The organism is Actinomadura geliboluensis (genome assembly GCF_043197915.1).
Classification (GTDB): Bacteria; Actinomycetota; Actinomycetes; order Streptosporangiales; family Streptosporangiaceae; genus Spirillospora; species Spirillospora geliboluensis.
On the sequence record NZ_JBICUA010000002.1, the window covers coordinates 1,008,562 to 1,021,272 of the forward strand.

Genomic DNA, 12,711 nt, shown 5'->3' on the forward strand with positions numbered 1-12,711 from the left:
TCCATCGCCTCCGCACCCCTGTCACGGCCAAATACTCGACAAAATCCTGACGCCCGCTACGCCGACATCCATTTATTGAGTCCGGCCCAGGAGGAACCCCCATGAAACGACTCCAGGCAGGCGCGCTCGCCGCCGTCCTGGCGGCGCCGTTGGCCCTCACCCCGGCGGCCCACGCGGCGGCCGCCCCCGCGCACTACACCGGCACGCTCCCCGACGGCGCCACCTGGATCGCCGACGTCCCGGCCGACTGGAACGGCACGCTCGTCCTGTTCAGCCACGGCTTCGGGCCCCTCACCCCGGCCGACCGCCCGAGCGAGGCCGCCGGCAAGGCCCTCCTCGACCGCGGCTACGCCCTCGCCGGCTCGTCCTATGCCTCTCAATCCCGGCGCTCGTAGCGGATTGTGGCGTCGATCACATGATGGAGTCATTCAATAGTGAAGATATCCAATAGTGATCGCCAAGTAACGTTCCGTGCATGGTCACCGTCGAGCACGAGTCCCCGATAAAGATCATCCGCGACCATCCCGAGGTCGTCGTTCAGCTGCTGGAGGTCGCCTTCGGCATCGAAGTGTCCGCCGACGTCACGATCAGATCGGCCAGTGAGGCGTGCACCCAGCTGGCCCCGACCGCCTACACCGCCGACAACGTCGTGGAGATCTGCGAAGGGGCCTCCAACGAGCCGACGATCAGCGTTGTCGCCGAGACCCAGCGGGGAGTCGACCCCAGGAAGCACCGCAGCTGGCCGCTCTATGTCGCCACGCAGTTCGCCAGGACCATGCGCCCGTGCTACCTGGTGGTCATCTGCCCCAGGCGGTCAGTGGCCGACTGGGCGCGGCGGCCGATCAAGCTCGGCCACCCCGGGTTCGATCTCGCACCCCTCGTGGTGGGGCCGGGCACTGGCCCGCTCGTCACCAGTACCCGCCAGGCCGCGCAGATGCCGGAGATGACCGTGCTGAGCGCCCTGGCCAACGTCACGCCCCACACCAGAGAGTTCATGGAGATCACCCATGCCGCCCTGGCCACCATCGACAACCAAGATGAGAAGAGCGGCGAGCTATACACTGACATGGTGATGGCCGTGCTCTCGAACGCCGCCAAGCAGATCCTGGAGGAGTACGTGACCACCGGTACCGCGGACTACAAGTTCAAGAGCGAGCCCTTCCTGCGCCACCGAGCCGAAGGCAAGGCCGAAGGAGAGGCGGAGTCGCTGCTGCTGGTCCTCGACGGCCGTGGCGTGGACGTGTCCGGCGCCGCGCGGCAGCGCATCCTGGGCTGCCGCGATGAATCGGTTCTGCGGGAGTGGCTGCGGCGCGCCGGCACCGTGGAGTCGGTCGACGAGTTGTTCGACTGACGGCCGCGCGGTGCTCGAAGGGGCTGAGGCGGCGTCCCCGGTGGGCCGGGGACGCCGCGGATCAGTGGGTTTCGGTGGGGTCCTCTTCCAGGAGGTCGTCGAACTCGCCGTCCTTGACGCCCGCGATGAAGGCGTCCCACTCGGCCTCGGTGAAGTAGAGGATCGGGCCCGCGGGGTTCTTGGCGTCGCGCATCACGACGGCCCTCTCACCGAAGTCCTTGTGCTGGACGGGGACGTCCTTGCCATCGATGAACTCGATGATGACCCCGTCGCTGAGGATCGGTTCCTGCTCGGTCACTGGCACACCTTCTTCGTCCTGGCTCCCTGACGGGGCCAAGGCTAGTCGGGAAGGGGCCCGCGCCACACGGTAACCGGACGGGTGCTCAGGGGTCGATGCGAGGCTCAGGGGTCGATGAGGAGGCGGGCGGCGGTGATCTCCAGCCGGGACTGGATCTCCTCGGCGGTGGCGTTGCCGCGCAGCATCTCGATCATCTCCATCGTCCAGATGCCGGACAGCGCGCGGGCGGCGAGGCGGCGGGGGTCGTCGGCGGGGATGTCCTCCGGGGGGCCGGACGCGGCGCGCAGCAGCAGCTCGCTCATCCGCTCGCCGAAGTCGGTCTTGACGTCGGAGAGCAGCAGCGAGCGGATCAGCGCCTCGGCCAGTTCGGGCTCGCGCATCAGGCCGCGGGTGGCGCGCATCAGCACCTCCACCGCGCGCTCGGGCGCGGCGCCGCCGCGGGGCGGCCGGCGCTCGATGCTGCCCTCGAGGAGGTCGAGCTCCTCGCTGACGACGGCGACGACGAGGTCCATCTTGGACGGGAAGTAGCGGTACAGCGTGCCGAGCGCCACCCCGGCCCGCTCGGAGACGGTGCGCATCTGCATCGCCTCGATCCCGCCGCGCGACGCGAGTGCCGCGGCGGCCTGCACGATACGCTTGCGCCGCTGGTGCTGGCTGCGGGAGCGCACGCCCTGCCCGGCCGCCTGCCCCGCCGGCTGACCGTCCCCGGTCACTGTCGGCTCTGCGGTCACGGTCGCCTTCCCTTCTGTGCGGGCTCGGCCGCCCGACGTGTCCCCCCGAGTCTACCGCTCTTGTGAGAACGTGTTATCTGATCGCGTGGCGGCGGGTGCGCTCGCGGGGTTTCCGGATCGCTCGTTTCCGCCGTACTGGGCAGGCTAACCGGCTCGGGAGCGGGAATGACCGGGCCTCTGGACACGGACTAGAATCTGTTCTACTTTTTCGCCGTGGGCTGGTCCGGGAGGTGGGCGTGGAGAGCATCGCGGCGCTGCTGGAGGCGCGGGCGGACGACGACCGCCCCGGGCTGCGCTCCGCCGACGACGGCCGGGCCTGGACCTGGCGGGAGACCGTCGCCGAGTGCGCGGTCCGCGCCGCCTGGATGGCGGGCCGCGGGGGCGCGGAGCGGCCGGTCCACGTGGGCGTGCTGCTCGACAACGTGCCCGAGCTGGTGTTCCTCCTCGGCGGTGCCGCGCTGTCGGGCGCGGTGGCGGTGGCGCTGAACCCGACCCGCAGCGCCGTGGAGCTGGCCGGCGACGCCGAGCGCGCCGACTGCGATCTCGTCGTCGCGCAGGACCGGTACGCCGAGAAGGCCGCCGCGCTGGGGATTCCGGTGCTGGACGCCGGTGCCCTCGAAGCCGAGCTCGCCCCCTTCGCGGGGGCTCCGCTCCCGGACGCCTCGGCGATCGGGCCGGCGACGCTGCTCATGCTGATCTTCACCTCGGGCACGTCCGGGCGGCCGCGCGCCGTGCGGATCACCCACCGCAAGATGGTCGTGCCGGGGGAGATGCTCGCCGAGCGCATGCTGACCCCGGAGTCGGTCGTCTACTGCCCGATGCCGCTGTTCCACTCGGGCGCGGTCATGGCGGCGTACGCGCCGGCGCTCGCGGCCGGTGCCGAGCTGGTGCTGCGCGCCCGGTTCTCGGCGTCCGGCGTCCTGCCCGACGTGCGCGCGCACGGCTGCACCTACCTGCACTACGTGGGCAAGGCGCTGTCGTACGTGCTGGCCACGCCGCCGGGCGAGGACGACGCGGCCAACCCGCTGCGGTTCGCGTTCGGGAACGAGGCCGCGCCGCTGGAGCAGAAGGCGTTCGGCGAGCGGTTCGGCTGCTTCGTCATCGACGGCTACGGCTCGACCGAGACCGCGATCTCGCTGTCGCCCGACCCGTTCGGGCCGTCCGGGGCGCTCGGCAAGCTGCCGGCGGACGTCGCCGTCCTCGACCCGGCGACCGGCGAGCCGTGCCCGCCCGCCGTGTTCGACGCCGCCGGACGGGTCGTGAACGGCGACGAGGCCATCGGCGAGCTGGTCAAGACCGGCGACATGGGCCTGTTCGACGGCTACTACAAAGAGGACGCCCCCGACCGGATCCGCGACGGCGGGTTCTGGAGCGGCGACCTCGCCTACGCCGACGCGGACGGCTACGTCTACTTCGCGGGCCGCGGCGCCGACCGGCTCCGCGTGGACGGCGAGAACTTCGGCGCCGTCCAGGTCGAGCGGGTCCTGGCGGAGCTGCCCGGCGTCCGGCAGCTCGCCGTGTACGGGGTGCCGGACGCGGCGTCCGGCGACCAGGTGATGCTGGCCCTCGCCGCCGACGGCTTCGACCCCGACGCGTTCGCCGGCTACCTGCGCGGGCGCGCCGACCTGGGCCCGAAATGGGTGCCCCGGTACGTCCGGGTGGCGCGGGAGCTGCCCGCGACCGCCTCCAACAAGATCCTCAAGCGCCGGCTGGCCGCGGACGGCTGGCGCACCGACGACCCGGTGTGGTGGCGGCCCGGCCGCGACCTCGCCTACCGGCCGATGACCGCGCGGGACGCGGCCGAACTGCGGGCCGAGTTCGCGCGGCGCGGCCGGCTGCACCTCCTGGAAGGGAGCGGATGAGTGGACTTCAACCTCGACGAGACCCAGCAAGAGATCAAGGGCCTCGCCGCCGAGGTGCTCGGGCGTGAGTGCACGCGCGAGCGCCTGGAGGAGTTCGAGAAGAGCGGCGCCCCCTTCGACGACGTGGCGTGGAAGGCGCTCGCGCAGGCGGGGCTGCTCGGGATCGTGCTCCCCGAGGACGCCGGCGGCGCGGGGCTCGGCCCGGTCGAGCTGGCGGTGATCCTGCGGGAGGTCGGCGCGCACGCCGCGCCCGTCCCGGTGTACGCCTCGCTCGCGCTGGCGGCCGTGCCGGTCGCGCGGCACGGGACGGCGGAGCAGCGCGCCCTGCTGGCCCCGCTGACCGAGGGCGCGGCGGTCCTGACCGGCGCGTACCGCGAGGTCGGCAGCGCCGGGGAGGTCGCCGCGACCGCCCGCGAGGACGGCGGCGGCTACGTCCTCGACGGCGTGAAGGCGTTCGTCCCGTACGCGCGGGAGGCGGCGCGGATCCTCGTGCCCGCCCGCGTCGAGGGCGCGGGCATCGGGGTGTTCCTCGTCGAGCCCGCCGCCGTGACGCTGACCGAGCAGCCGTCGGCGACGAGCGAGCCGCTGTACCGCGTGGTGCTGGACGGCACGAGGGTCGGCGCGGACGCCCTGCTCGGCGGGACGGCCGACGGCGCCGCCTGGGACACCCTGCGCCGCTCCGCCGTGGCCGGCGCGGTCGCCGTCTCGTCCGGCGTCATCGAGGGCGCGCTGGAGCTGACCAAGGAGTACACCAAGACCCGCGAGCAGTTCGACCGGGCGCTCGCGCAGTTCCAGGCCGTCACGATGCAGATCAGCGACGTCTACATCGCCAAGCGGGCGCTGGACGTGGCGGTCTGGGCGGGCGTCTGGCGGCTCGCCGAGGGCGCCGCCGACGCCGAGGAGCTGCTGACGATCGCCGCCTACAACGCGGGCGACCCCGTCATCAAGGCGCTCTACACCTGCCAGCACCTGCACGGCGGCATCGGCCTCGACATCACCTACCCCCTGCACCGCTACTTCGCGTGGGGCAAGCACTGCGCGCACCTGCTCGGCGGCGGGGACGACCGGCTCGACGCGCTCGGCGCTCTGATCGCTCAGGAGGCCTGAATGTTCATCGACCTGACCGACGAGCAGAAGAAGCTCCGCGCCGAGCTGCGCGAGTACTTCGAGAACTGCCTGACCGCCGAGCAGCGCGCCGCGATCGCGGCGGACCCGTTCGGCGACGCCTACCTGGAGCACTGCCGGCGGCTCGGCCGCGACGGCATGCTCGGCGTCGCGCTGCCGAAGGAGTACGGCGGCCGCGGCTACGGCCCCGTCGAGCAGACGATCTTCGCGAACGAGATCGCACGCGCCGAGGTCACCTACCCGCTGATCACGCTGAACTCGGTGGCGCCGACGATCCTGCAGTACGGGTCGGACGCGCACAAGGAGTTCTTCATCCCGCGCATCCTCGCGGGGGAGTGCCACTTCGCGATCGGCTACAGCGAGCCGGGCGCCGGCACCGACCTCGCGGCCCTGCGCACCACGGCGGTGCGGGACGGCGACCACTACGTGGTGAACGGGCAGAAGATCTTCACGTCCGGCGCGCACCACGCCGACTACGTGTGGCTCGCCGCCCGGACCGACCCGTCCGCGAAGAAGCACAAGGGCATCTCGATGTTCATCGTGGACTGCGCGGACCCGGGCTTCTCCTGGACGCCGATCATCACGATGGACGGCGCGCACCACACCAACTCCACGTACTTCCAGGACGTCCGCGTCCCGGCGGACATGCTGATCGGCGAGGAGAACAAGGGCTGGGACCTCATCGTCAACCAGCTCAACCACGAGCGGGTCACGCTCGGCCCCGCCGGGAACATCGGGCACACCTACATCCGCTTCGAGCGCTGGGCCCGCGCCACCGCCGGACGGGACGGCCGGCCGCTCATCGAGGAGCCGTCCGTCCGCCGCGCGCTCGCCCAGGTGTACGCCTACCTGCGCGTCAACGAGATCCTGAACTGGCAGGTCGCCGCGAACCAGGACCTCGGCTGGCTCGGCGCCGCCGACGCGTCCGCCACGAAGATCTACTCCTCGGAGCGGATGCAGGACGTCGGCCGGATCGTCGGCGACGTCCTCGCCCGGCACGGCGACCCCGGCGACCCGGAGACGGCGTCCTTCATGGCGGCGGTCGACCGGCTCGCCAAGGGCGCGCTGGTGCTGACGTTCGGCGGCGGCGTCAACGAGATCCAGCGCGAGCTGATCGCGATGATCGGCCTCGGCCTGCCCCGCGCCCCGCGGTGACCGGCCGGCCGGGAGTCAGCTGGGTGCGCGGTGCGCGGGCTTCGGCTCGGCGCCGTGCGCGAACCCGGCCGCCTCGGCCGCGCTGCGCTGCGGCCCCGGCTGGGACTCCAGCCGGGGCAGGACGCGGCGCAGGTCGTCCATGAACAGGTCGGCGAGGTCGTGCCCGAACCCGTGCCGCACCACCACCCGCAGGACGGCGAGGTCGGTGCGGTTCTCGGGGAAGGTGTAGGCGGGCACGAGCCAGCCCGACTCGCGCAGCGCGGCCGACACGTCGTACACCGTGAAGGTGCCGACGTCCTCCCGCACCCGGAACGCGAACACCGGGATGTCGCCGCCGTCGGTGAGCGTCTCGAACGGGCCGAGCCGGCCGATCCCGGCCGCCAGCCGCGTCGCGACGTCCCGGCACGTCTGCTGGACGCGCCGGTACCCCTCGATGCCGAGCCGCAGGAAGTTGTAGTACTGGGCGACGACCTGCGCGCCGGGGCGGGAGAAGTTCAGCGCGAACGTCGGCATGTCGCCGCCGAGGTAGTTGACGTGGAAGACCAGGTCGTCGGGGAGCGCGTCCTCGTCCCGCCACAGCGCCCAGCCGACACCGGGCATGACCAGGCCGTACTTGTGGCCCGAGGTGTTGATGGACGCGACGCGGTCCAGCCGGAAGTCCCATTCCAGGCCGGCGTCGAGGAACGGCGCCACCATCGCGCCGGACGCGCCGTCCACATGGATCGGGACGTGCAGGCCGGTGCGCCGCTCCAGGTCGTCGAGCGCGGCGGCGATCTCCGCGACGGGCTCGTAGCTCCCGTCGAAGGTGGACCCGAGGACGGCGACGACACCGATGGTGTTCTCGTCGCACAGCTCCACCGCCTCCCGGGCGCCGAGGTGGTAGCGGTCGCCCTCCATCGGCACGTACCGGGGCTCGACCTCGAAGTAGTTCGCGAACTTCTCCCAGCAGATCTGCACGTTGACGCCCATGACGAGGTTGGGCCGGTCGGCCGGCCGCCCGGCGGCGCGCCGCCGCTCCCGCCAGCGGCGCTTGAGCGCGAGCCCGCCGAGCATGGCCGCCTCGCTGGACCCGGTGGTCGAGCAGCCCACCGCGCGGCGCGGGTCGGGGGCGTGCCACAGCCGGGCGAGCATGTGCACGCAGCGCATCTCCAGCTCGGCGGTGCGCGGGTACTCGTCCTTGTCGATCATGTTCTTCTCGGCGCACTCGGACATCAGCCGCAGCGCCTCCGGCTCCGCCCACGTCGACACGAACGTCGCGAGGTTCAGCCGCGCGTTGCCGTCCAGCATCAGCTCGTCGTGGACGATCTGGTACGCGGTGCCGGGGTCCAGCTCGCCGGCGGGCAGCGCGTAGCGGGGGATCGTCAGCGGCTCGCGGCTGAAGACGGGGTTGACCCGCAGGTCGCGGTCGCCGCTCGCGGAGGTGTGGGGATGCTTCCGGGCCATGCCGTGCTTCCGGGCCATGTCGCCGTCCTTCCGCGCGCGCGGGGGCATGGCGTCCCCCGACTTCCGCATGCGGTACCCGCGGCGGCCCGTCCCACACCGGGCCCCCGGCCGGAGGGCTTGCTCGTGCGGCCTGCTCGGCCGGGCTACTCGGCCGGGCGCGCCGGTTCGTTGAGGCCGTTCTCCAGGATGGCGAACGCCTGGTCGACCGCCTCCGACAGCGAGGTGAACGCGCCGTCCATGCGGCGGGCGGCGTCGGCGGCGGCCTGGAACGCGCTGTGCGTCGCGGCGGCGACGATGTGCGGGCGCATGTCGGCGGCGGGGTCGAGGCCCATCCGCTGCGCGACGATCTCGGTGATCAGCGCCTGCTTGCGCTGCGCGTGCTCCAGGCTGCCCGCGAGCAGGGTGGGGCTGTCGTTGACCATCGTCAGCATGCACTCGAAGCGGTCGGGGTCGAAGCCGAGCTCGCCGGCCTCGCAGGCGCGGGCGATCTCCACCACGGTGCGGCGCAGCGCCGTCATGATCGGCTCGTCGGCGGGACGCGCGGCCAGCGCGGCCGTGACGGCCTGGACCTGCTCCTCCTGGAAGGTGAGCGCCACGTCCTCCTTCGAGGCGAAGTAGCGGAAGAACGTCCGGGCGGAGACGTCCACCGCGTCGGCGATCTCCTCGACGGTGGTGGCGTCGAAGCCCTTCTCGGCGAAGAGGGTGAACGCGGCGTCGATGAGCGCCTCGCGGGTGCGCTGCTTCTTGCGTTCGCGGCGGCCCGGGGGCTGGGGGCCGGGACCGGTCGCGGCGGTCGCGGCGGCGCCGGTCTCGGGGGCGGTCGCGGTCATGGGCGAAGTGTAACCAGCGGGTGAACCCGCGCCAAGCGGCAGCCGAAGAATATTGTCCCGAAGTGACTCATGTCGCATACAGGCGATCGGCAGTTGACGACAACTGTCATGCCATGACAGTTTGAGGGCCTACCCAAGCCGGAGGTCGATGCAATGACCCATTCCCAGAGCGCCGGGACACTCGAACCCGGCGCCGTCAACGTCCCGCCGCGCGACCAGCCGCGCGCACGCTCCGCGAGAGCGGGGCACGGGCATCCCTGGCTCACGCTCCTCGCCGTCGCGCTCGGCGTGATGATGGTCGGGCTGGACGCGACCGTCGTGTCCATCGCCAACCCCGCGATCGCCAAGGACCTCGGCGCGAGCCTGTCCGGGCTGCAGTGGGTGACGAACGCCTACCTGCTCGCGCTCGCCGTCACGCTGATCCCGGCCGGGAAGATCGCCGACCGGTTCGGGCGCAAGCGGACCTTCCTGGCCGGAGTGGTCGGGTTCGCGGTGTCCTCGGTGCTGATCGGGCTGTCCGGCGGGCTCGGCATGGTGATCTTCTGGCGCGTCGTGCAGGGCCTGGCCGGCGCGCTGCTGCAGCCCGCCAGCCTCGCCATCCTGCGCAACACCTTCCCCGCCGAGCGGCTCAACACCGCGATCGGCATCTGGGGCGGCACGCTCGGCGTCTCCATCGCGGGCGGCCCGATCGTCGCCGGGCTGCTGGTCGAGAACGTCAACTGGGAGTCGGTGTTCTTCCTCAACGCCCCGCTCGGGCTGGTCGCGCTGCTGGTCGGCTTCTGGGTGATCCGCGAGTCGCGGGACGAGGAGGCCGCCGGCTCGTTCGACCTGCCCGGCGTCGCGCTGCTCACCGGCGCGCTGTTCGCGCTGGTGTGGGGCCTCATCAAGGCCGGCGAGCACGGGTTCGGGGACGCCGTCCCGCTGGTGTCGTTCGCCGTGTCCGCCGTGCTGTTCGCCGTGTTCGCCTGGAACGAGCTGCGGGCGGAGAACCCGCTGCTGCCGCTCGGCCTGTTCCGCTCGGTGTCGCTGTCGGCGGCGACCGGGCTCATCGTCCTCGGCTTCTTCGCGATGTTCGGGACGATCTTCTTCCTCACCCTCTACCTGCAGCAGGTGCACGGGATGAGCCCGGTGGACGCCGGTGTCCGGCTGCTGCCGATGACCGCCGTGTTCATCGTCGCCTCCCCGATCGCGGGCGCGCTGACCAGCAGGTTCGGGCCGCGGCTGCCGCTCGTCCTCGGGATGGTGTTCACCGCGGCCGCGATGTTCGGGCTGTCCCGCGTCGGGGTGGACGCCGCCTACGTGCAGCTCTGGCCGTGGTTCATCCTCATCGGGCTGGCGTTCGGGATGGTCCTCGTCGCCGGGACCGAGGCCATCGTCGGCAACGCCCCCGCCCACCTCGCGGGCGTCGCGGGCGGGCTCCAGCAGACCGCCTCGCAGGTCGGCGGCGTCCTCGGCACGTCGGTCCTGGGCGTGCTGCTGTCCACCAAGGTCGGGGACGTGCTGTTCGGCCGGCTCACCGACGCCGGGGTCCCCGCGCCGGCCGCTCACCAGCTCGAAGGTGCCGGCGGGCTCGTGTCGCAGGGCGTGGCGCCCGTCCCGCCCGGCACGCCGGAGGGGGCCGCCGAGGCCATCACCACCGGAAGCCACCTGGCGTTCATGGACGGCTTCCAGACGTCGCTGAGCGTCGCCGCCGTGGTGGCGCTCGCCGCCGCCCTCGCCGCGCTGCTCGTGCGGCGCGGCAGCACCGCCGTCGACGGTGCCGTGGCGGTCTGAGCGGCCGGGTTAGGCTGCCGGTGTGATGGGCGCGTTCGCGCGGCGGTACGCGATGCCGCTGACGTTCCTCGGGCTGTTCGCGGCGGTGTGGACGGTGCAGGCCCTCGTCCTGCCGCCGGACGCCCGGCACGCGATGATCGCCTGGGCCAGCACCAACCTGGCGAACCTCGCGGTCAACCCGGTGGGGACGATGGTCGCGTCGGCGTTCGTCGCCGAGGGGGCGCAGGGCGTGCTGATGGTCGCGGCCGCGATCGGGCTGTTCCCCCTCACCCGGCGGTTCGGGAACCTGCGGGCCGTGGTGCTCGTCGCCGCCTCGCACGTCCTCGGCACGCTCGTCAGCCAGGGCATCGCGCTGGTGCGGCTGGAGGCGGGCCTGCTGTCGGACTCGATCCGCACGATCCCCGATGTGGGCCCGTCCTACGTGCTGTGCGCGGCGCTCGTCGCGGCGTTCCTGTACGGGCGCGGGCGGGTGCGGCGGCTGCTGGCGCTCGCCGGCTGGGCCGCGCTCACGCCCGCGCTGCTGGACGGCCTGCTCGGGCTGGAGGTCGCCGCCGTCGGGCACGTGGTGGCGATGCTGGCGGGCGCGCTGATCGGCGGGCTGCTCCTGCTGCTGGAACGCCGCCGTGCCGGAGTGCCCGCGCCCGCGGACCCGGTGCCGAGGCCCGGCCCGGTGGCCGAGGTCTGACCGGTGGCCGAGGTCTGACCGCCGTCAGCCCTGACCCGGCTCCGGGGCGGGGTTCGCGGTGGGGCTCGGGCCGGGGCTCCCGGAACCGTCCGAGGGCGGTGTCGACGGGGTGTCCGTCGGCGGCGTGGTGGGCGGCGTCGAGCCGTCGTCCGGCGGGGTCTCCGGGTCGGACGGCGTGGCCGGCGGCGTCGACGGGGGAGTGGCCGGCTGCTCCGGCGTCGTGGACGGCTGCTCCGGCCGCGACGGCGTGTCCGTCGTCGGCTTCTTCTCCGGGGCCGGCCTCCCGGCCGGGGAGGTGGGCGCGGGCGCCGCGCCGCCGGGCGTGCCGCCCGCCTGCCGGGGCCCGCCGTCGTAGGCGCTGGTGACCGGGTTCTCGGACGCGGACGGCGAGCCGCCCTTCGCCCGCTCCGAACCGGTGAGGCCGGGCGGCGGCTGCCGCGGGACACCGCTCGTCGTGGCGGACGCGGGGTTCGTCTGCCCGTTGCTCGCCGTCGGGATGAGGGAGGTGGCGCCCCCGCCGCCCTTGGCCGCCGGCCAGGAGACCAGCAGGCCGATGACGGCGGCGGCCGACGCGGCGACGCCGGCGGCGGCGCCGAAGCCCTTCGAGATGCCGCCCGAGATGCCGCGCTTCGGGCGCTCCTTGCGCTCCGCGCCGATCACCACGAGCGGGCTCGGCGCGGCGACGCTCGGCAGCGGCCGGGTCGCCTCCTCCTCGCACGCGGCGAGCACCCGGTCGCGCAGCCAGCCGGGCGCCGTCGCGGGCGCGCGGCGGGCGAGCAGCTGCGGCAGCCTGCCCTTCTCGAACGCGGAGATGAGGTCGAGCCGCGGCTCGGTGGCGCCGCGCATCAGGAGGTCGAGGACGGCCCGCTCCAGCCGGGTGCGCGCGGCGCCGAGCAGCTGCACGACGGTGTCGGGCGCGATGCCGAGGACGCGGGCGATGTCGTGCGGTTCGAGCCATTCGCCCGCCCACAGCAGCAGGACCTCGCGGTGGTCGGGGCGCAGCCCGGCGGCGGCGCGCAGCAGCGGGTCGGAGTCGGCGAACAGCATCCCGCCCTGCGCGGCGATCTCGCCGGTGAAGGCGCCGCGGTCGGCGCAGGCAGTCCGGGAGAGCGCGTACAGCCAGAGCACGCTGTCGCCGCGCGGCGGCTGGTGCACCGCGGCGCTGAACGTGTCGCCGACGGCCGCCGCCGCGAGCTGGTCGCCCACCAGCGACCAGCAGTACGCGTACAGGCGGTCGGCGTGCGCGTCGTAGAGCGAGCCCAGGTCCCCGCGCATGTGCCCTCCCGTTCCCGTCCGCCTGGTCCATTGGACCGACAAATAGTGCATATACCGCAGATCACCGGGACTCTAGCGCCTCCCGTCCACCGCTGAGAAGTCCGCGATCGGACGGTGCGTCGAATAGCACTCAAGGTAGCCGTGGTGCCTGCGGACGGTGATGTTCACGGAGATTTAAGGAAG

Annotated in this window: 12 protein-coding genes; 7 read left to right on the top strand and 5 right to left on the bottom strand. The window is 73.0% G+C overall.

What is annotated here, in order from left to right; all coding sequences use genetic code 11:
* Positions 1 to 101: 101 nt before the first annotated feature.
* Together ACGFI1_RS10255 and ACGFI1_RS10260 are read left to right on the top strand one after the other, a co-directional pair.
* Positions 102 to 395 carry a hypothetical protein gene (locus ACGFI1_RS10255; protein WP_392784511.1) on the top strand — a complete coding sequence of 98 codons (294 nt, stop codon included), beginning with the start codon at positions 102 to 104 and terminating at the stop codon, positions 393 to 395.
* Between the two features lie 80 nt (positions 396 to 475).
* Entirely contained in the window at positions 476 to 1,351 is an 876-nt protein-coding gene (locus ACGFI1_RS10260) for a hypothetical protein (RefSeq protein WP_392784513.1), read from the top strand.
* A gap of 61 nt (positions 1,352 to 1,412) precedes the next feature.
* On the opposite strand, the gene ACGFI1_RS10265 is transcribed toward ACGFI1_RS10260, so the two are convergent.
* Both ACGFI1_RS10265 and ACGFI1_RS10270 read right to left on the bottom strand, forming a co-directional pair.
* The gene (locus tag ACGFI1_RS10265) at positions 1,413 to 1,649 is read right to left on the bottom strand and encodes a DUF397 domain-containing protein (protein ID WP_171069316.1); all 237 of its coding nucleotides are present in this window, start codon (positions 1,647 to 1,649) and stop codon (positions 1,413 to 1,415) included.
* A 104-nt stretch (positions 1,650 to 1,753) separates the two neighbouring features.
* Entirely contained in the window at positions 1,754 to 2,380 is a 627-nt protein-coding gene (locus ACGFI1_RS10270) for a TetR family transcriptional regulator (protein WP_138640505.1), read from the bottom strand.
* Positions 2,381 to 2,616: 236 nt separating this feature from the next.
* Here ACGFI1_RS10270 and ACGFI1_RS10275 point away from each other — a divergent pair, with 236 nt between their 5' ends.
* Genes ACGFI1_RS10275 through ACGFI1_RS10285 form a run of 3 tightly spaced genes read left to right on the top strand, consistent with a single transcriptional unit; the run spans position 2,617 to position 6,522 of the window.
* Positions 2,617 to 4,242: an AMP-binding protein gene (locus ACGFI1_RS10275; RefSeq protein ID WP_392784514.1), complete on the top strand. Its 1,626-nt coding sequence runs from the start codon at positions 2,617 to 2,619 to the stop codon at positions 4,240 to 4,242.
* Positions 4,243 to 5,349, top strand: coding sequence for an acyl-CoA dehydrogenase family protein (locus ACGFI1_RS10280; RefSeq protein WP_364552703.1), 1,107 nt, complete (start codon positions 4,243 to 4,245; stop codon positions 5,347 to 5,349).
* Complete coding sequence (locus tag ACGFI1_RS10285) at positions 5,350 to 6,522, top strand: acyl-CoA dehydrogenase family protein (protein WP_138640508.1); 1,173 nt, start codon at positions 5,350 to 5,352, stop codon at positions 6,520 to 6,522.
* 15 nt (positions 6,523 to 6,537) lie between these two features.
* On the opposite strand, the gene ACGFI1_RS10290 is transcribed toward ACGFI1_RS10285, so the two are convergent.
* The gene (locus tag ACGFI1_RS10290) at positions 6,538 to 7,983 is read right to left on the bottom strand and encodes a glutamate decarboxylase (protein WP_387071795.1); all 1,446 of its coding nucleotides are present in this window, start codon (positions 7,981 to 7,983) and stop codon (positions 6,538 to 6,540) included.
* 125 nt (positions 7,984 to 8,108) lie between these two features.
* Entirely contained in the window at positions 8,109 to 8,795 is a 687-nt protein-coding gene (locus tag ACGFI1_RS10295) for a TetR family transcriptional regulator (RefSeq protein WP_386867578.1), read from the bottom strand.
* A 153-nt stretch (positions 8,796 to 8,948) separates the two neighbouring features.
* Here ACGFI1_RS10295 and ACGFI1_RS10300 point away from each other — a divergent pair, with 153 nt between their 5' ends.
* Entirely contained in the window at positions 8,949 to 10,568 is a 1,620-nt protein-coding gene (locus ACGFI1_RS10300; RefSeq protein WP_364552707.1) for an MFS transporter, read from the top strand.
* A gap of 25 nt (positions 10,569 to 10,593) precedes the next feature.
* A complete protein-coding gene (locus tag ACGFI1_RS10305) occupies positions 10,594 to 11,253 on the top strand; it encodes a rhomboid-like protein (protein WP_387071837.1) in 660 nt (219 codons plus the stop codon).
* Between the two features lie 24 nt (positions 11,254 to 11,277).
* Here ACGFI1_RS10305 and ACGFI1_RS10310 read toward each other — a convergent pair whose 3' ends face one another.
* Positions 11,278 to 12,528, bottom strand: coding sequence for an RNA polymerase sigma factor (locus ACGFI1_RS10310; RefSeq protein WP_392784517.1), 1,251 nt, complete (start codon positions 12,526 to 12,528; stop codon positions 11,278 to 11,280).
* Positions 12,529 to 12,711 lie beyond the last annotated feature (183 nt).

What these genes read in the sequence shown, in the direction of transcription:
- ACGFI1_RS10285 (WP_138640508.1), top strand. Translation starts at nt 5,350, where the DNA reads ATGTTCATCGACCTGACCGACGAGCAGAAGAAGCTCCGCGCCGAGCTG.
- ACGFI1_RS10295 (WP_386867578.1), bottom strand. Translation starts at nt 8,795, where the DNA reads ATGACCGCGACCGCCCCCGAGACCGGCGCCGCCGCGACCGCCGCGACC.
- ACGFI1_RS10260 (WP_392784513.1), top strand. Translation starts at nt 476, where the DNA reads ATGGTCACCGTCGAGCACGAGTCCCCGATAAAGATCATCCGCGACCAT.
- ACGFI1_RS10300 (WP_364552707.1), top strand. Translation starts at nt 8,949, where the DNA reads ATGACCCATTCCCAGAGCGCCGGGACACTCGAACCCGGCGCCGTCAAC.
- ACGFI1_RS10255 (WP_392784511.1), top strand. Translation starts at nt 102, where the DNA reads ATGAAACGACTCCAGGCAGGCGCGCTCGCCGCCGTCCTGGCGGCGCCG.
- ACGFI1_RS10310 (WP_392784517.1), bottom strand. Translation starts at nt 12,528, where the DNA reads ATGCGCGGGGACCTGGGCTCGCTCTACGACGCGCACGCCGACCGCCTG.
- ACGFI1_RS10290 (WP_387071795.1), bottom strand. Translation starts at nt 7,983, where the DNA reads ATGGCCCGGAAGCACGGCATGGCCCGGAAGCATCCCCACACCTCCGCG.
- ACGFI1_RS10305 (WP_387071837.1), top strand. Translation starts at nt 10,594, where the DNA reads ATGGGCGCGTTCGCGCGGCGGTACGCGATGCCGCTGACGTTCCTCGGG.